At 74.7% G+C, this 16,901-nt stretch carries 16 protein-coding genes; 7 read left to right on the top strand and 9 right to left on the bottom strand.

Going from position 1 to position 16,901, the window contains the following annotated elements:
- Positions 1–2 precede the first annotated feature (2 nt).
- The 4 genes from QP090_RS22320 to QP090_RS22305 form a co-directional block, all read right to left on the bottom strand.
- Complete coding sequence (locus QP090_RS22320; protein ID WP_285941075.1) at positions 3–1,664, bottom strand: glycoside hydrolase family 13 protein; 1,662 nt, start codon at positions 1,662–1,664, stop codon at positions 3–5.
- A 76-nt stretch (positions 1,665–1,740) separates the two neighbouring features.
- Entirely contained in the window at positions 1,741–2,559 is an 819-nt protein-coding gene (locus QP090_RS22315; RefSeq protein ID WP_285941074.1) for a carbohydrate ABC transporter permease, read from the bottom strand.
- Positions 2,556–3,572, bottom strand: coding sequence for a carbohydrate ABC transporter permease (locus tag QP090_RS22310; protein WP_285941073.1), 1,017 nt, complete (start codon positions 3,570–3,572; stop codon positions 2,556–2,558). The genes QP090_RS22315 and QP090_RS22310 overlap by 4 nt, the downstream gene beginning before the upstream one ends.
- A 49-nt stretch (positions 3,573–3,621) precedes the next feature.
- Positions 3,622–4,923, bottom strand: coding sequence for an ABC transporter substrate-binding protein (locus QP090_RS22305; protein WP_285941072.1), 1,302 nt, complete (start codon positions 4,921–4,923; stop codon positions 3,622–3,624).
- 189 nt (positions 4,924–5,112) lie between these two features.
- Between QP090_RS22305 and QP090_RS22300 the strand changes: the two genes are divergently transcribed.
- Both QP090_RS22300 and QP090_RS22295 read left to right on the top strand, forming a co-directional pair.
- A complete protein-coding gene (locus QP090_RS22300; RefSeq protein ID WP_285941071.1) occupies positions 5,113–5,793 on the top strand; it encodes a nucleotidyltransferase domain-containing protein in 681 nt (226 codons plus the stop codon).
- 188 nt (positions 5,794–5,981) lie between these two features.
- Positions 5,982–6,605, top strand: a complete 624-nt coding sequence (locus QP090_RS22295) for a GTP cyclohydrolase II (RefSeq protein ID WP_432763066.1) — start codon at positions 5,982–5,984, stop codon at positions 6,603–6,605.
- 14 nt (positions 6,606–6,619) lie between these two features.
- Here the strand turns inward: QP090_RS22295 and QP090_RS22290 are convergent, their stop codons facing one another.
- Positions 6,620–7,327: a creatininase family protein gene (locus QP090_RS22290; RefSeq protein WP_285941069.1), complete on the bottom strand. Its 708-nt coding sequence runs from the start codon at positions 7,325–7,327 to the stop codon at positions 6,620–6,622.
- Between the two features lie 37 nt (positions 7,328–7,364).
- A complete protein-coding gene (locus QP090_RS22285) occupies positions 7,365–8,300 on the bottom strand; it encodes a phosphatase PAP2 family protein (protein ID WP_285941068.1) in 936 nt (311 codons plus the stop codon).
- Positions 8,301–8,460: 160 nt separating this feature from the next.
- Between QP090_RS22285 and QP090_RS22280 the strand changes: the two genes are divergently transcribed.
- Complete coding sequence (locus QP090_RS22280; protein ID WP_285941066.1) at positions 8,461–10,107, top strand: ABC-F family ATP-binding cassette domain-containing protein; 1,647 nt, start codon at positions 8,461–8,463, stop codon at positions 10,105–10,107.
- Positions 10,108–10,277: 170 nt separating this feature from the next.
- On the opposite strand, the gene QP090_RS22275 is transcribed toward QP090_RS22280, so the two are convergent.
- Positions 10,278–11,402, bottom strand: a complete 1,125-nt coding sequence (locus tag QP090_RS22275) for an ROK family transcriptional regulator (RefSeq protein WP_285941064.1) — start codon at positions 11,400–11,402, stop codon at positions 10,278–10,280.
- A 164-nt stretch (positions 11,403–11,566) separates the two neighbouring features.
- On the opposite strand from QP090_RS22275, the gene edd reads away from it, so the two are divergent.
- The 3 genes from edd to eda are packed head-to-tail and all read left to right on the top strand — an operon-like array spanning position 11,567 to position 14,327.
- The gene (edd, locus tag QP090_RS22270) at positions 11,567–13,393 is read left to right on the top strand and encodes a phosphogluconate dehydratase (protein WP_285941063.1); all 1,827 of its coding nucleotides are present in this window, start codon (positions 11,567–11,569) and stop codon (positions 13,391–13,393) included.
- Positions 13,390–13,707, top strand: a complete 318-nt coding sequence (locus tag QP090_RS22265) for a glucokinase (RefSeq protein ID WP_285941062.1) — start codon at positions 13,390–13,392, stop codon at positions 13,705–13,707. Before edd ends, QP090_RS22265 begins: the two co-directional genes overlap by 4 nt.
- The gene (eda, locus tag QP090_RS22260; protein ID WP_285941061.1) at positions 13,704–14,327 is read left to right on the top strand and encodes a bifunctional 4-hydroxy-2-oxoglutarate aldolase/2-dehydro-3-deoxy-phosphogluconate aldolase; all 624 of its coding nucleotides are present in this window, start codon (positions 13,704–13,706) and stop codon (positions 14,325–14,327) included. The genes QP090_RS22265 and eda overlap by 4 nt, the downstream gene beginning before the upstream one ends.
- Positions 14,328–14,362: 35 nt before the next feature.
- On the opposite strand, the gene QP090_RS22255 is transcribed toward eda, so the two are convergent.
- Positions 14,363–14,560, bottom strand: a complete 198-nt coding sequence (locus QP090_RS22255) for a hypothetical protein (protein WP_285941060.1) — start codon at positions 14,558–14,560, stop codon at positions 14,363–14,365.
- Between the two features lie 73 nt (positions 14,561–14,633).
- Here QP090_RS22255 and QP090_RS22250 point away from each other — a divergent pair, with 73 nt between their 5' ends.
- The gene (locus QP090_RS22250; RefSeq protein WP_285941059.1) at positions 14,634–15,581 is read left to right on the top strand and encodes a LysR family transcriptional regulator; all 948 of its coding nucleotides are present in this window, start codon (positions 14,634–14,636) and stop codon (positions 15,579–15,581) included.
- A 50-nt stretch (positions 15,582–15,631) separates the two neighbouring features.
- Here the strand turns inward: QP090_RS22250 and QP090_RS22245 are convergent, their stop codons facing one another.
- A complete protein-coding gene (locus QP090_RS22245; RefSeq protein ID WP_285941058.1) occupies positions 15,632–16,852 on the bottom strand; it encodes a M28 family peptidase in 1,221 nt (406 codons plus the stop codon).
- Between the last annotated feature and the right edge of the window lie 49 nt (positions 16,853–16,901).

Genomic DNA, 16,901 nt, shown 5'->3' with positions numbered 1-16,901 from the left:
CATTAAGCCACCTCCCACCAGACCGCGGTGCCCGGGGCCAGTTCGATGCGTCCGCCGGCCGCGCGCACGGGCCCGCTGGCCAGCAGCGGCGCACCGAACGCGGCGATCTGGACGGTCCGGTCTCCCATGTTCACAGCGCACCCGACGGACCGGCCCGCCGGGGTGCCCGCACCGCCGGCGCCGTCCGGGCCGCCGGGCTCGCGGACGAACATCAGCGTGCCGGGCGGGCCCACCAGCCAGCGCAGCGGGCCGTCGCCGAGCGCGGGGTGCCCGCGGCGGACGCGCAGCGCGTTCCGGTAGAGGGCGAGCGTCGAGTCCGGGTCGGCGTCCTGCGCGGCGACGGTGCGGTCGCGCCACGCGGGCGGGATCGGCAGCCAGGTCGTCCCGCCGGTCCCGAAGCCGAACGGAGGCTCCTCGCCCGACCACGGCAGCGGGACGCGGCAGCCGTCGCGGCCCTCGCCCTCGCCGCGGCGGCGCTGCGGATCCTGGAGGACCTCCGCGGGCAGGTCGAGGACCTCGGGCAGGCCCAGTTCCTCGCCCTGGTAGACGTAGGCCGAACCGGGCAGCGCCAGCGTCAGCAGGGCGGCGGCGCGGGCCCGGCGCAGGCCCTCGGCGCCGCCGCCGTACCGGGTGACGTGCCGCTGGACGTCGTGGTTCGACAGCACCCAGGTCGCGGGGGCCGAGACCGCGGCGGCGGTGCGGAGCGACTCCTCGATGACCGCGCGCATCCCGTGCGCGTCCCACGGGGCGGTGAGGTAGTGGAAGTTGAACGCCTGGTGCAGCTCGTCCGGGCGGGTGTAGCGGGCGAGCCGCTCGGCGGTCGGCGCCCACGCCTCGGCGACCCCGATCCGCTCGCCGGCGTAGGTGTCGAGCAGCGCCCGCCAGGACCGGTGGATCTCGTGCACGCCGTCCTGGTCGAAGTAGGGCAGCACAGCGGTGCCGAGCATCCGGGTCTGGCCCGCCCGCCCGACGTCGGGGAGCCCGGCGGCCTTGACCATGCCGTGCGCGACGTCGATCCGGAAGCCGTCCGCGCCGAGGTCGAGCCAGAACCGCAGGACGGCCTCGAACTCGGCCCGGACCGCCGCGTCGTTCCAGTTGAGGTCGGGCTGGGCGGGGTCGAACAGGTGCAGGTACCACTGGCCGCCCGGGATCCGGGTCCAGGCGGGGCCGCCGAACACCGACTCCCAGTCGTTCGGCGGCTCGGCGCCGCCGGCGCCGCGGCCGTCGCGGAAGAGGTACCGGGCGCGCTCGGGGGAGCCGGGCGCGGCGGCCAGCGCGGCGCGGAACCAGGCGTGCGCGTCCGAGGTGTGGTTGGGCACCAGGTCGAGGATGATCCGCAGGCCGTGCGCGTGCGCGTCGGCGATCAGCGCCCGCGCGTCGTCCAGCGTGCCGAACCGCGGGTCGACCTCGCGGTAGTCGGCCACGTCGTAGCCGAAGTCGGCCATCGGGGAGCGGTAGAACGGGGTGATCCACAGCGCGTCCACGCCGAGCCCGGCCAGGTAGGGCAGGCGGTCCCGGACGCCGGGCAGGTCGCCCACGCCGTCGCCGTTGCCGTCGGCGAAGCTGCGCACGTACACCTGGTAGATCACCGCGTTCCGCCACCAGCCGCCGGTGCCGGTGCCGGCGGCTGCGGCTGCGGAGGCGCCGTGGATGTCCTGCGTCATCGGAGTCCTTCGCGTCGAGGAGGGAGGGGTGCGCGTGCCGCGGGACGGCTCCGGCGCCGCCCCGCGGCACGCGGGGTCACTTCACGCCGCCGGCGGTGAGCCCGGCGACGATGCGGCGCTGGAAGACCAGCACCACGACGATGAGCGGGACGGTCACCACGACCCCCGCCGCCATCTGGGTGCCGAAGGGCTGGTCGAAGCCGGAGACGCCGGTGAACTTGGAGATCGCCACGGTGGCGGTCTGCATCTCCTTCTTGTTCACCATCGACAGCGCGATCAGGAACTCGTTCCAGGCCGCGATGAAGGTCAGGATCGCGGTGGTGAACACCCCGGGCGCGGCCAGCGGCACGATGATCTTGCGGAACGCCTGGCCGCGGGTGCAGCCGTCCACCATCGCGGCCTGCTCCAGCTCGAACGGGAGCTGCCGGAAGAAGGTGGTCAGCAGCCACACCGACAGCGGCAGCGCGAACCCGAGGCTGGGCAGCACCATCGCCTGGTAGGTGTTGATCCACGTGATCTCGGTGAACAGCTTGAGCAGCGGGACGAGCTGGGAGATCCCGGGGAACATCGAGGTGGCGACGATGATCCCGAGCACCGCGTTCTTGAACCGGAAATCCAGCCTGGCCAGCGCGTAGGCGGTGAAGGTGCCGATGACCAGCGTCAGCACGGTGGTGACGCCCGCGACGACGATGCTGTTGAGCAGCGCCCGGCCGAAGCCGTTGTCGCCGGAGAACACCGCGTTGAAGTTCTCCATCGACCACTGGAGCGGGACGGGGGCGTTGTCGAACTGGTCCTGCGGGCGCCGGAAGGCCGACACGACCATCCAGTAGAACGGCGCCAGGCAGTAGAGCGCGACCACCGTGAACCCCAGGTAGGGCAGTGCGCGCCGGGTCATGCGGCCGCCTTTCCGGTGCGCTTGCCCCGCACGGCGCGGGGGCGTCTGGTCCGCTGCCGGGCCGCGCCGATGATGTCGGCGCCGAGCAGCTTGACGAACAGGTAGGCGATCAGGGCGATGTACACGAACAGCACGGTCGCGTACGCCGCCGCCGACCCGTACCGCAGGTTGGACGCCTCGAACCAGGAGATCATCGTGAGCGTCTCCACCGACCGCTGGTTGACCCCGATCAGCACCGCGGGCAGGTCGAACATCCGCAGCACGTCGAGCATCCGGAACAGCACCGCCACCAGCAGCGCGGGCCGCACCAGCGGGAGAGTGATCCGGCAGAACCGCTGGACCGGTCCGGCGCCGTCCACCTGCGCGGCCTCGTGCACCTCGCGCGGGATCATCTGGAGTCCGGCCAGTACCAGCAGCCCGATGAACGGCGAGGTCTTCCACACCTCGGCGATGATCACCGCGAGCCGGGCCGGGAAGCCGTCCGCGGTCCACAGGATCTGCTGCCGCAGCAACGCGTTGGCGGCGCCGTCGGCCTGGAAGATCCAGCGCCACAGCAGCCCGGAGATCGCGGTCGGGATCGCCCACGGCACCAGGATGCTGGCCCGCACGAGCGCCCGGCCGCGGAACGCCTGGTTCATGATCAGCGCCATCCCGACGCCGAGCACGGTCTCCAGCAGCACCGTGGTCACGGTGAACAGGGTGGTGTTGGAGAAGGCGTTCCAGAACGCGTCGGCGCGCTCGCCGGAGAAGATCGCGGTGTAGTTGTCCAGGCCGACGAACCGCTCGCCCTCGACCACGAACCCGTCGGCGTCCAGGCCCTGGCCCTTGGTGAACAGCGATTCGCGGAACCCGGCGAGGACGGGGTAGCCGATGACCAGGCCGAGCACCAGCAGGGTCGGGGACAGGAGCATGGCCGCGAGCCGCCTGGTGCCCTGCACGTCGCGCCGTTTCTCGGGCGGCCGGCGCGCTGCCGGTGGCGCCGCCGTCCGCTTTGCGTCGTACGTCGTCGTCATGTCGGTCAGTCTTCCGGGTTTCGGGCAGCTTGTGGATCTTGCTGGCGGATCACGGTGCGGTGAGCGGGCCGAGCTTGCCCTGGAGGCCGGACAGCGCCTGATCGATGGGGGTCCTGCCGGTCACCGCGTCGTACACCGAGCCCTGGATCGCCGCCGTGACGTCGCCGTACCTGACCACCACCGGACGGGGCTTCGCGCCGGCGATCGCCGTCTTGAGCACCGGCAGGTAGGGGAACTTCGCCACCATCGCCGGGTCGTCGTACAGCGCGGCGAGCGTCGGCGCCTGCGAGGTGGCGAGCAGGTTCGCCCGCTGCGACGGCTCGCCGGTCAGGTACCTGATGAAGTCGAGGGAGCTGGCCTTGTTCGCGGCGAACTGGGAGATCGCCAGGTTGTGCCCGCCGAGGTTGGCGACGCCGGGGCCGTCCGGGCCGGGCAGCGGCGCGACGGCGAACCTGCCCGCCACCTTGGACGAGCCGTCCTTCTGGTCGGCCATCGCGTACTGGTAGGGCCACTGCCGCTGGAACAGCAGCTTGCCGGACTGGAAGTAGCGGCGCCCGCCCTCGGTGTCGAGGGTGACGGCGGCCTTGGGCATCCGCCCGTCCTTGCGGGCGTTCACCAGGAACTCCAGGCCCTTGGCGGCCTGCGGCGTGGTCAGCGACGGCCTCCCGTCGGGGCCGAGGACCGAGCCGCCGGAGCTGGCGATGGCCTCGACCGCGCTGATGGTGATGCTCTCGGTCTTGTTGACCTCGGTGAAGTAGCAGTCGACGCCCTTCCCCGCGGGCGTCTTCTTCACCTTGTCGCACGCGGCCCACATCTCGGCCCAGGTCTTCGGGGGCGCGGAGACGCCGGCCCCGTCGAGCAGGTCCTTGCGGTAGTAGAGGATCCCGGCGTCGGAGGTCGAGGGCACCGCGTAGAGCCTGCCGCGGTACTGCCCGGTCGCGATGGTGGCGGGGAGCATCTCGGCCAGGTCGACCCGGTCCTTGGGCAGCGGGGCCAGCCAGCGGTTGGCGGCGAACTCGGCCGTCCAGACGACGTCGAGGTTCAGCACCGCGTAGGCGTCGGACTTGGTGGTGGCGTTCTGGATCATCTGCTGGCGCTGGTCGTTGGGCTCGTCCGGCAGCTCGATGATCCGCACCTTCTCGTCCGGGTGGCCGGAGTTCCAGCCGTCCACCTGCTCTTGCAGGTAGCCCGAGCGATCCTTGCCCGTGACGAACGTGATCGGCCCGCGCCCGTCGAGGGCGGCGCCCTTGCCGCCGCCGGTGCCGCCATCGCCGCCGCAGGCCGTCAGCGCGAGGGGGAGGGCGAGGGTGAGGCCGAGGACGGCGCCGCCGGCCGGGGAGATGCTCCGCATGGGACCTCCTTCGCGGAACGCCCCGGGGAAGGTGTCCCGCATGTACCGATGTGGGGGGTGGTGCGGCGACGGTAGCAACGAGTTGCAGGATCGTAAATGGTTTGCAGAAAGTTTCAGCAAGTCCGCGTCCCGCCGTCATCGGCCGCGAAAGGAGTGGCCTCCGGGCGCCCGCTGCGTCAGGCTGCTCCCGTGACCCTCGACCTCGTCCGCGAGCACACGATCCTGTCGGTCGTCGTCGGCTCGCGCGCCTACGGGCTGGCGACCGGCGGCAGTGACGTCGACCGCCGCGGCGTCTTCGCCGCCCCGACCGCGCTGTACTGGCGTTTCGACAAGCCGCCCACGCATCTGGACGGGCCGCTGCCCGAGCAGTTCTCCTGGGAGCTCGAGCGCTTCCTCCAGCTCGCGCTGGCCGCCAACCCGACCGTCGTGGAGTGCCTGTGGTCGCCGCTCGTCGAGCGGGTGACGCCGGACGGCGAGGAACTGCTGTCCATCCGCACGGCCTTCCTGTCCCGGCACGCGCACCGCACGTTCCTGCGCTACGCCGACGGCCAGTTCCGCAAGCTCGAGGGCGACGTGCGCAACCAGGGCGCGCCCCGCTGGAAGCACGCGATGCACCTGCTGCGGCTGCTGATCAGCGGCCGGCACCTGGTCGAGCACGGCGTCCCGAAGCTCGACGTCGGCGACGAGCGCGACCGCCTGCTCGCCGTCCGCCGCGGCGAGGTCGGCTGGGACGAGGTCGACGCCTGGCGCGGCGTGCTGACCACCGGGATGAACGAGGCCCTGGCCCGCAGCCCGCTGCCGGCCGAGCCCGACCGGACCCGTGTCGAAGACCTGCTGTACTGCGTCCGGCGAAGGAGCGCCGACCGATGAGACCTCCCGACGGCATGGCCGAGCGGCTGGACGCCGACCACCCCCATCCCGCGGCCCCGCTTCGATTCCGGCACCGGGTGCGGGGAAGGAATCCCCTGCCGTCCGGCGCGACCGCGCGTACCAGGGGGACGGACGGCCCGCACGCCCGAGGCGCGCGGGGAAGAGGGGGGACGATGCGCGATCGGGGCATGGCTCACGACGACGTCGCGGAGGCCGATCTGGTCACCCGCCGCGGCACCTTCCGGGCGGTCGCGTTCCGGGACCGGACGGACGGGCAGGAGCATCTCGCCCTCGTCATGGGCGAGGCGAGGGCGCGCGAGGGCGTGCTGGTCCGGATGCACTCCGAGTGCCTCACCGGCGACGTGTTCGCCGCGACGCGCTGCGAGTGCGGCGACCAGCTCGGCGCCTCCCTGGACGCCATCGTCGACGCGGGCGGCGGCGTCCTGGTGTACCTGCGCGGGCACGAGGGGCGCGGGATCGGCCTGGTGGCCAAGGTCCGCTCGCACATCCTCCAGGACGAGCAGGGACTCGACACCGTCGACTCGGCCACCGCGCTCGGCCTGCCCGTGGACGTCCGGGACTACGGCCCGGCCGCCCGCGTCCTGGCCTACCTCGGCGTCCGGTCGGTGCGGCTGCTGTCGAACAACCCGGACAAGGTCAGCGCGCTCCGCTCGCACGGGATCGACGTGGCCGAACGGGTCCCGCTCCTCGTCCCGGCCACCGACGACAACGCCCGCTACCTGCTCGCCAAGCGCGACCGGCTCGGGCACGACCTGCCCCATCTCGGCCACCTCGACGGCGCGAACGGATGACCCCGCCGGCCGCGCTACCGGCCGGGCGCCGCCCCGTCCAGGACGGCCAGGAGCCCGCCGAACGACGCGACCAGCTCCGCGAGGAGGTCCCGGCCCTTGCGGGCCGAGGCGAGCGACGGCCGGCCGACGACGCCCGACCCGGTGTACGGCGCGAGCCCGAGCGTGAGCAGGTGCCGGCGGTCGTCCGCCAGATGGTCGGCCGACTCGTACCCGGGCCTCACCAGCGCCGGATGGGCGTGCAGCAGGATGGACGTCTCCAGCTCCCCGGCGTGCATGTCGCTGTCGGCCGGGGTCTGGACGCCCGCCGCGCCCAGCGCCGCGTCCCAGTCCTGGACGCCGGGGAAGAGCGCCATGCCGCCACCGGCCTCCTGCACGACGTTGCCCAGCACGTAGTTCCCGCCGTGCCCGTTGACCAGGACGAGCCCGGCCGGGGCGACCGAACCGGCGATGTCCCGCACGATCGCGTCGAGCGTCCGCGCCGAGATGCTCACCGTCCCGGGCCAGGCCGCGTGCTCATGCGAGCAGGAGACCGTCACCGGCGGCAGCACCCGGACCGGATGGACGGCCGCGATCTCCCGCGCGATGGTGCAGGCGATGACGGTGTCGGTCGCCAGCGGGAGGAACGGCCCGTGCTGCTCGAAGCTGCCGACGGGCAGCAGGGCCACCCGGTGCCCGCGCTCGTCGGCGGTGGTGCCCATCGGCAGCAGGTACCCGTCGTCCATGCCCTGTCCCTGCCCGTCCGCGCACGGCGCCACTCTTTCAGCGCGAAGGCGTGAGCACCGGCACCCGGGCCGCCTCAGGCTCCGCCGGCGCCTCCCGCGGCGCCGGGACCAGCGGGGCGGCCACGGGCCGCGCCACCGGCACCGTGACCGTCGCCGCCACCATCGCCGGGCGGGCCCCCGCAGGCCGCCGGACGACGATGGCGGTGAGCGCCGCCGCGAACCCGAAGAGGACCGCGGCGACCAGGCCGTCCAGCCAGTAGTGGTTGGCGGTGACGACCACGACGAGCACGGTGACCGGGGCGTGCAGGGCGACGGCCCAGCGCCAGCGGCTCCGCGACACCCGCAGCACCGTCACCGCGACCAGCAGCGCCCAGCCGATGTGCAGCGACGGCATCGCCGCGTACTGGTTGGCGATCCCATCGGCCACCTGCGGATACGCCGACGGACCCACGGTCTGCATGGTGTCGACCATGCCCAGCCCCGCCAGCCGGGGCGGCGCGAGCGGGAACAGCATCTGCACGCCCAGCCCCGCCGCGGTGAGCACCACCAGCTCCGTCCGCACCCGCCGGTAGGCGTCGCGATGCCGCGTGTACAGCCAGATGAGCAGCAGCGCCGTCCCCGGGAAGTGCACCCCCACGTAGTAGAGGTTCGCCAGGAGCGCCGCGTGATCCCAGCCCAGCACCCAGCTCTGCAACGCGCCCTCGCCGGGCAGCCGCGCCGCCCGCTCCAGATCCCACAGCCGGGACGCGTTCGCCATCGCGTCCCCGACGCCGCCCTCGACCAGCGTCCGCCCCCACTTGTAGGCGGCGAAGAGAATCAGCAGCGACGCCACCTCGAACGCCAGTGGCCGCGCCGACCGCAGCACTCCGTTCGCCCCGCGCAAGCGGAGCACCCCGTTCGCCATCCCGTCCTCCGCGTCCGTCGCTCCCGATCCGGCGAACACCAGCCTGAGCGCCCCCGTCCCTCCGCGCACTGGGCCCAGCCCGCGTCCCACGGAAGGCTGAGCCCAGTGCATGGGGTGGACTTAACCCCACCCTGACCCACAAGTCTCCTGGACGATCGCCACCGCCCCGACCACGGGCCCGCCGGCGCCGGCGGGGGCACCGCCCATCCGGGACGGATAGCGTTCGGGGATGAGCGCCACTCTTGTCGTGAAGGATCTCGCCGCCGGGCACGGTGACCGGATGCTGTTCTCCGGGCTCGACCTCGTCGTCGCGCCCGGCGACGTCGTCGGGCTGGTGGGGGCCAACGGGGCCGGGAAGTCGACCCTGCTCAGGCTGCTGGCCGGGCTGGACGCGCCGGAGGAGGGGCTCGTCCAGCTCAGCCCCGCGTCGGCGGCCGTCGGCTACCTGCCGCAGGAGCCGGAGCGGCGGGCGGGCGAGACGGTCGAGGGGTTCCTGGCGCGGCGCACCGGGGTGGCGCGGGCGCAGGCGGACCTGGACTCGGCCACCGAGGGCCTCGTCGCGGGCGCGGACGGCGCGGACGACGCCTACGCCGCGGCGCTCGAACGGTGGCTCGCGCTGGGCGGCGCCGATCTGGAGGACCGGGCCGGGGAGGTCGCGGCCGACCTCGGTCTCGCGGTCGACCTGCGGCAGCCGATGACCGCGCTCTCGGGCGGCCAGGCGGCGCGGGCCGGGCTCGCCTCGCTGCTGCTGAGCCGGTACGACGTGTTCCTGCTGGACGAGCCCACCAACGACCTCGACCTCGACGGCCTGGACCGGCTGGAGCGGTTCGTGACCGGGCTGCGCGCCGGGACGGTGCTGGTGAGCCACGACCGCGAGTTCCTGACCAGGACGGTGACCCGGGTGCTGGAGCTCGACCTGGCCCAGCACCAGGTGAACACCTACGGCGGCGGCTACGGCGCCTACATCGCCGAGCGCGAGGTGGCCAGGCGGCACGCGCGGGACGAGTACGAGGAGTACGCCGGCAGGCTGTCCACCTTGCAGGAGCGCGGGCGCACCCAGCGGGCCTGGATGGACAAGGGCGTCAAGAACGCCCGCCGCAAGGCGGCCGACAACGACAAGATCGGCCGCAAGTTCCGGTCCGAGGCCAGCGAGAAGCAGGCCGCCAAGGCCCGCCAGACCGAGCGGGCCATCGAGCGGCTGGAGACCGTGGACGAACCGCGCAAGGAGTGGGAGCTGCGGATGGAGATCGCCGCCGCGCCGCGTTCCGGCGCGGTGGTGGCGACGCTGCGGGGCGCGGTCGTCCGCCGCGGCGGGTTCGAGCTCGGGCCGGTCGACCTCGAGGTCGGCTGGGCCGAGCGGGTCGCGATCACCGGTGCCAACGGCGCCGGGAAGACCACGCTGCTCGCCGTGCTGCTCGGCCGGGTCGCCCCGGACGCCGGGCACGCGGCGCTCGGCCCCGGCGTGATCGTCGGCGAGGTCGACCAGGCGCGCGGGCTGTTCCTGGGCGAGGAGGTCCTGCTGGAGGCGTTCGGAGCCGCTGTCCCCGACCTCGCGCCCGCCGACGTCCGCACCCTGCTCGCCAAGTTCGGGCTCCGCGCCGACCACGTGCTGCGTCCCGCCGCCGGCCTGTCGCCGGGGGAGCGGACCCGCGCGGCGCTCGCCCTGCTCCAGGCCAAGGGCGTGAACCTGCTCGTGCTGGACGAGCCGACCAACCACCTCGACCTCCCGGCGATCGAGCAGCTCGAGTCGGCGCTCGACTCCTATCCCGGCACGCTCCTGCTGGTCACCCACGACCGCCGGATGCTGGAGGCCGTCCGCACCACGCGGCGCCTGCGCGTCGAGGACGGCCGGGTGCGGGAGATCGACCAGGACTAGGCTGTGTTTCAAAGCCCGGCCCGGTGTCCTCGCCTGGCGGCTCGGACGCCGACCGTGCTTGGGCGAGCGCTGCATCGCTTCGCGATCTGGCCGGTGGGGCTCGCCTCCGGCTTCGCCCCACCGGCCAGGTAACGCGCTCGCGCGGCGGCCGAGGCGCTTTGAGACAGGCCCTAGATCGGGGACGCGTCGATGGCCTCGGGGGCGAGGATCTGGTCCAGGACCATGGCGGCGCAGCCGGTGAGGCCGGCCGACTCGCCGAGCCGGCTCGGCTCGATCCGCAGGCTGCGGGTGGCCAGGGCGGTGGAGCGCCGGTAGACGACCTCGCGGACGCCCGCGATCAGCGGCTCGCCGGCGGTGAGGTCGCCGCCGAGGACGACCACGGCGGGGTTGAGCAGGTTGACGGCGGTGGCGACGACCTCGCCGATGCGGCGCCCCGCGTCCCGGACGAGGGCGACGGTGGCGGCGTCGCCCGCGCGGGTGAGGGCGGCGAGGCCGGGCAGATCGTCCGCGGGCGACCGGGCCAGCAGCGCGGCGCTGCCCGCGATCGCCTCGACGCAGTCGAGGTTGCCGCAGCGGCACGGGGTGCCGCCCCCGTCGCGGACGGGGACGTGGCCGATCTCGCCGGCGGCGCCGAGCGCGCCGCGCTGGATCCGGCCGCCCGCGATCAGGCCCGCGCCGATCCCGGTGGAGACCTTCACGAACATCAGGTCGTCGACGCCGGGGTGGGCCTGGTGCTCGCCGAGCGCGGCGGCGTTGACCTCGTTGTCGAGGTAGGCGGGGACGCCGAAGCGGGCGGTGATCGGCGGGCCGATCTCCACGCCGTCCCACCGGCCGGGGGCGTGCTCGACGGCGTTGGGCACACCGAGGCCGGCGCCGCGGACCGTGCCGGGGTCGATGCCGGCCGACTCCAGCAGCTCGGCCCACCGGTCCAGCAGACGGGGGAGCGTCCGGCCGGTGGAGGCGCCGGCGGGCGGCGCGTCGGCGTGGGCGAGGAGGGTGCCGGCCAGGTCGCTGACGGCGACCTGGCCGCGCGACTGCCCGAGGTTGGCGACCAGGACGGCGCCGCCGCCGGCGTTGAACGCCAGCCGGGCCGGGGGGCGGCCCCCGGTGGACGGGCCGTCGGCGCGTTCGGTCACCAGGCCGCGCGCGACGAGCTCGGTGACCCGGGCCGCGACGGCGGGACGCGACAGCCCGGTGATCCGGCCGAGGTCGGCGCGGGTGGCGACGCCGTCCTCGCGGATGAGGCGCAGCACATCGCCGCTGGTGGACGGGCGGGTGCTGGGGCGGCGTGGCATCCCGCAAGTCAAGCATGCGATGCTTAAGTACGTCGATTTGGTGTAACCCCCCTACTTTAGTAACTCAAAGTTCATAAGTAGGAGAGTCGCGCTTGCCGATGTCGCGATAGCCTGCCCGCTTCGTCCTCTCCGTTCTGTCGTCCTCCCCGGTCTGGAGCGTTCCGATGACCATCTCCCCGCACCCCGCCGTGGCGCGCGTGACCGAGCGCGTCGCCGAGCGCAGCGCGGACCGCCGCGCCGCGTACCTGAGCCGCGTCCGGGACGCGCGGACCGCCGGCCCCGCCCGCGGCGGCCTCGGCTGCGCCAACCTCGCGCACGGCTTCGCCGCCTGCGGCCCCACCGAGAAACTCCAGCTCAGGGGCAGCGCCACGGCCAACATCGCGATCGTGTCCGCCTACAACGACATGCTGTCGGCGCACCAGCCGCTCAAGGACTACCCGGACCGGCTGAAGGCGGCCATCGCGGCGGCGGGCGGCACCGCCCAGTTCGCCGGCGGCGTGCCCGCCATGTGCGACGGCATCACCCAGGGCCGCGCCGGGATGGAGCTGTCGCTGTTCAGCCGGGACGTGGTCGCGATGGCGACGGCGGTCGCGCTGTCGCACGACATGTTCGACGGGGCGCTGCTGCTCGGCGTGTGCGACAAGATCGTCCCGGGACTGGTGATCGGCGCGCTGTCGTTCGGGCACCTGCCGGCCATCCTGGTCCCGGCCGGGCCGATGGCCTCCGGGCTGCCCAACGGGGAGAAGGCCAAGGTCCGCAAGCGGTTCGCGGCGGGCGAGATCGGCCGCGACGAGCTGCTCGCCGCCGAGGCCGCCTCGTACCACTCGGCGGGCACCTGCACGTTCTACGGCACCGCCAACTCCAACCAGCTCCTCATGGAGGTCATGGGCCTGCACCTGCCCGGCGCGAGCTTCGTCCCGCCGGGCACCGGGCTGCGCGACGCGCTCACCGACGCGGCCGGCCGCCGGGTCCTCGAACTGACCGACCTGAGCGGCGCGGGGTACACCCCGATCGGGGAGATGCTGGACGAGCGGGCGTTCGTCAACGGCGTCGTCGCGCTGCTGGCCACCGGCGGGTCCACCAACCACACCCTGCACCTGGTCGCCATGGCCGCCGCCGCGGGCCTCGAGCTGACCTGGGACGACTTCGACGAGCTGTCGGACGTCACGCCGCTGCTCACCCGCCTCTACCCCAACGGCACCGCCGACGTGAACCACTTCCACGCCGCGGGCGGCACCGCGTTCCTCATCGGCGAGCTGCTCGACGCCGGGCTCCTGCACGGCGACGCCCGCACCGTCGGCGGGGACGACCTGAACGCCTACCGTCAGACCCCGGAGCTCACCGGCGGCGGGATCGGGTGGCGGCCCGTCGCGCCGGAGTCCGGCGACCTCGGGGTGCTGCGCCCGGTGGAGGAGCCGTTCGACACCCACGGCGGGCTGCACACGGTCCGCGGCAACCTGGGCCGCGCCGTGATGAAGGTGTCGGCCGTGCGGGAGGAGCACCGCACGGTCGAGGCCCCGGCGCGCGTGTTCGAGTCGCAGGAGGCCTTGCAGGAGGCGTTCGCGGCCGGGGAGCTCGACCGCGACGTGGTCGCGGTCGTCCGCTACCAGGGGCCGCGGGCGAACGGCATGCCCGAGTTGCACCGCCTCACCCCGCCCCTGTCGGTCCTGCAAGACCGGGGGCACCGGGTCGCGCTGGTGACCGACGGGCGGATGTCCGGGGCGTCCGGCGCCGTGCCCGCCGCCATCCACGTCTCGCCGGAGGCCGCCGCCGGAGGCCCGCTGGCCCGCGTCCGCGACGGCGACGTCATCCGGCTCGACGCGGGCAAGGGCCTGCTCGACGTGCTGGTCCCGGACGAGGAGTTCGCCGCCCGCGAGCCCGCCGGGGCCGCCGCCGGCCGGGACGCCTGGTCGGGCACCGGCCGCGAGCTGTTCGGCGCGTTCCGCGCGGCCGTCGGCCCCGCCGAGCGCGGTGCCGGGGTCTTCTCGTGATCGTTCCCGGGCGCCCCGGGCTCGTCGCCGAGGTCGGCGGCACCGACGCGCGGCCCGCGCTGCTCGGGTCGTCCGCCGGGAACGCGGAGGTCACGCCGGGTGCCCGCGGCGGCGTCCACCCCGGCGGCGGTATCCTGCCCCGCATCGCCGACGTGCTGCGGGGGAGCGCGTTCCGCGGCAGGTTCGAGGGGAAGCCGCCCGTCGAGGACTACCTGCGGGCCGTTCCCACCGCGCTCATCGTCCATCCCGGCCCGGCCCTGCTCGGCGCCACCGTCCGGCTCGCGCAGAGCCCGTCCGCACTGGAGCCCGCATGAACGCCGAAGAAGTACTCGCCCTCGCCCCGGTCGTCCCCGTCGTGGTCCTCGACGACCCGGACGCCGCCGTCCCGCTCGCCCGCGCGCTGGTCGCGGGCGGCCTGCCCGCCATCGAGGTGACCCTGCGCACCTCCGCCGCGCTGGAGGCGATCGAGCGCATCGCCGCCGAGGTTCCGGACGCGGTCGTCGGCGCCGGCACCGTCGTCCGGCCCGAGGACGCCCAGCGGTCCGCCGCCGCCGGGGCGCGCTTCCTGGTCAGCCCCGGCTGCACCGCCTCGCTCCGCGAGGGGATGGCGGCGACCGGCCTGCCGTTCCTGCCGGGCGTGTCGAGCGCCTCGGAGGCGATGGCGCTGCTGGAGCACGGCGTCACGGTCATGAAGTGCTTCCCCGCCGAGGCGTCCGGCGGGATCGGCCTGCTGAAGTCCCTGTACGGGCCGCTGCCGCAGATCCGCTTCTGCCCGACCGGCGGGATCACCCCCGCCAACGCGCCCGGCTACCTGGCGCTGCCGAACGTCGCCTGCGTCGGCGGCTCCTGGCTCACTCCCGCGGACGCCGTCCAGGCCGGTGACTGGGACCGGGTTGAGGCGCTCGCCGCGGAGGCCGCCGCGCTGTCCGGCTGACCGGGACGGCGCGGCGGTGGGCGCGGACGCGGCGGTCAGCCCTCGCACCGGGAGCACGGCCGGGTGCGGGCCGCCGCCGAGAGCCGTTCGCCGTCGGCGCTGTAGGGGACGCGGACCATCCGGAGCCGCCCGCAGGCGCAGCGGCTCCAGACGACGACGCCGTCGCTGGTGGTGTGGCGGGAGATCAGCGCCTCGCGGGTGTGCGAGGCCGGCAGGGGATTCGCTTGAGTCATGAGAGCAGTGTGCGCCGACTCGACTCCCGCGGTCCATTGCATGTTTTCGCATCGGATCGTGCAATATGGTCACATGATTGACCTTCGGCGGCTGCACACGCTGCGTGCGATGCACCAGTACGGGACGGTCACGGCGACGGCGGCGGCCCTCCACCTCACGCCGTCGGCGGTCTCCCACCACCTGCGGGAACTCGCCCGCGAGCTCAAGGTCCCGCTGCTGGAACCGCAGGGCCGCAACGTGCGGCTCACCCCGGCGGCGCTGCTGCTCGTCGAGCACGCGGACGCGCTGCTGGCCCGCTGGGAGGAGGCGCTCGCCGACCTGGAGTCGCACCGCGCGGGCGAGACCGGCCCGCTGCGCATGTGCGGGTTCACCACCGCGATCAGCGGGCTCGTCGCGCCCGCCGCCGGGCTGCTGCGCCGCGCCGACCCCGCCCTGAGCCTCCAGGTGCGCGAGTGCGACACCGGCGTCGCCCTCGGCCTGCTGCTGGCGGGCGAGACCGACATCGCGGTGATCGAGCCGACCCTGGACGCCCCGCCGCCGGGCGACGCCCGGTTCGACCGCGAGCCGCTGCTCGCCGAGGTGCTCGATCTCATGGTCCCCGCCGGGCACCCGCTGACCAGGCCGAGCCGGGTGGCCCTGGAGGACGCCGCGGCCGAGCCGTGGATCGTCGTCACCCCCGAGAGCTGCGACCACCACCAGCAGGTGGTGACGCACTGCGCCGCCGCCGGCTTCACCCCGCGGGTCGAGCACGACGCCACGAGCTGGTCGGCGATCTGGGCGCTGGTGGCCAACGGCCTCGGCGTCTCCCTCGTCCCGCGCCTGGCCGACGGCCCGCAGGACCAGCCGGTGGTGCGGATCCCGCTCAGCGGCCCGTCGGTGCCGACCCGCCGCATCCTGACCTGCGTCCGCCGGGGCAGCCGCGAGAACCCGCTCATCGCCCGCGGCCTGCGGGCCCTGAACGACGTCATCCCCGACCGCTGCGTCCGCCCGTCCCAGGCGCCGGCCCCCGTCCCGGTCTGATCGGTGCCGGAACGGCGGGCCGGGTCACCGGATCGGGTCGGCGGATCGGGTCAGCGGGCGGCGAGGGCGCGGGCGACGGCCTCGGCGAGCTGCGCCGCGTCGGCGACGCAGCGGTAGTCGACGTGCTCGGGGACGTCGCTCGGCAGGTGGTAGTGGGGGATCAGCCCCTGCTCGTCGACCGAGACCAGGCACGCGGCCGGGTAGCCGTGCCGGGCCGGCACCGTCGCGGCGCCGTCGGCGCGCGGGCGGGGCACGCGCTGGAGGCCGATGCCCTGCTCGGCGGCGCAGCGGGAGATCAGGTCACCGAGGTCCGGGTCGAACGGGCCGCCCCGCAGCGGCCCCCGCGTGCGGGGCAGCACCAGCTCGCCCGAGCCGAGCGCCTGGAGATCGAGGAACCAGGTGGCGTCGTGCGCCAGGTCGGGGAAGTGCCGCCGGGCGAAGCCCCGGACGCCCTCCTGCAACGCCTCCTCGGCTCCCGCCGACAGCAGGATCACCCGCAGCCCCGAAAGCGGCCGTCGCCGCGCGGCCTCGGCGAGGGCGACCAGTACCGACACCCCGCTCAGAGCGTCGTTCGCGCCCGGGACGGCCCGGCGGGCGCCGATGTCGGCCAGCGCGGCGGTGGCGAGCGCGCTCAGCGCGCCGCCCGCGCGCCGCACCCAGGTCAGCCCCGTCGCGGCGCCGAGCGCGACCAGGACGGGACCGGCCAGCACCGGCCACCACACCGGGGGGCAGGGCGCCGCCCGTCCGGCGAGACGGGGGAGCCGGAGGCGCCGTGCCGCCCAGCGCACCGGCCTCTGGTCGTACACCCGTCCGGACGGGGCCGCGTCGTGGTGGGCGATGACGACCAGCGTCCGCCGCGCCGACCGGTCGCCGACCCCGGCGACCACGTTGCAGGCCGTCCGGCGCCTGCTCAGGAGGGCGCGGGCGACCCGCCGGCCGGGCCCGGCGTCGCCGGCGATCCCGGCGGCGGCGACCGCCGCGCCGAGCGCGCCGAGCGGCCGGGACCGCCCGCCGGCCAGGGCCGCCAGCACGGCCAGTCCGGTCAGCGCCCCCACCGGCCAGGCGTAGGACCCGTACGCCGGGACCTCCTCGACCCGCGCCGCGGCGCCGAGCCCCCGCAGCCGGTCCGCGATGAGATGGGCCGCCTCGCGCTCGCCCGGCGAGCAGGGCGGGCGCTCGATGCGGGCGAGCCGCTCGACCGTGGCGCGCAGCCCGGCCTCGTCGGGGCGGTTCGCCGGCGAGACCGGGTACAGGAACCTCTCTGAGGTCATGTGCGCGACGGTTTCACGATTCGGTTGGACGGTCCATGGCGGGCGCCGC

The organism is Actinomadura xylanilytica, assembly GCF_030283145.1.
Classification (GTDB): domain Bacteria; phylum Actinomycetota; class Actinomycetes; order Streptosporangiales; family Streptosporangiaceae; genus Spirillospora; species Spirillospora xylanilytica.
The sequence above is the reverse complement of the archived record's forward strand: the minus strand, read 5'-3'. Positions and strand labels throughout refer to the sequence as shown.

Bases quoted from the DNA above. Each gene is read 5' to 3' on its own strand.
- QP090_RS22255 (WP_285941060.1), bottom strand. From the start codon at position 14,560: ATGACTCAAGCGAATCCCCTGCCGGCCTCGCACACCCGCGAGGCGCTG.
- QP090_RS22280 (WP_285941066.1), top strand. From the start codon at position 8,461: ATGAGCGCCACTCTTGTCGTGAAGGATCTCGCCGCCGGGCACGGTGAC.
- edd (WP_285941063.1), top strand. From the start codon at position 11,567: ATGACCATCTCCCCGCACCCCGCCGTGGCGCGCGTGACCGAGCGCGTC.
- QP090_RS22245 (WP_285941058.1), bottom strand. From the start codon at position 16,852: ATGACCTCAGAGAGGTTCCTGTACCCGGTCTCGCCGGCGAACCGCCCC.
- QP090_RS22290 (WP_285941069.1), bottom strand. From the start codon at position 7,327: ATGGACGACGGGTACCTGCTGCCGATGGGCACCACCGCCGACGAGCGC.
- QP090_RS22320 (WP_285941075.1), bottom strand. From the start codon at position 1,664: ATGACGCAGGACATCCACGGCGCCTCCGCAGCCGCAGCCGCCGGCACC.
- QP090_RS22310 (WP_285941073.1), bottom strand. From the start codon at position 3,572: ATGACGACGACGTACGACGCAAAGCGGACGGCGGCGCCACCGGCAGCG.
- QP090_RS22295 (WP_432763066.1), top strand. From the start codon at position 5,982: ATGGCTCACGACGACGTCGCGGAGGCCGATCTGGTCACCCGCCGCGGC.
- QP090_RS22275 (WP_285941064.1), bottom strand. From the start codon at position 11,402: ATGCCACGCCGCCCCAGCACCCGCCCGTCCACCAGCGGCGATGTGCTG.
- eda (WP_285941061.1), top strand. From the start codon at position 13,704: ATGAACGCCGAAGAAGTACTCGCCCTCGCCCCGGTCGTCCCCGTCGTG.
- QP090_RS22305 (WP_285941072.1), bottom strand. From the start codon at position 4,923: ATGCGGAGCATCTCCCCGGCCGGCGGCGCCGTCCTCGGCCTCACCCTC.
- QP090_RS22250 (WP_285941059.1), top strand. From the start codon at position 14,634: ATGATTGACCTTCGGCGGCTGCACACGCTGCGTGCGATGCACCAGTAC.
- QP090_RS22315 (WP_285941074.1), bottom strand. From the start codon at position 2,559: ATGACCCGGCGCGCACTGCCCTACCTGGGGTTCACGGTGGTCGCGCTC.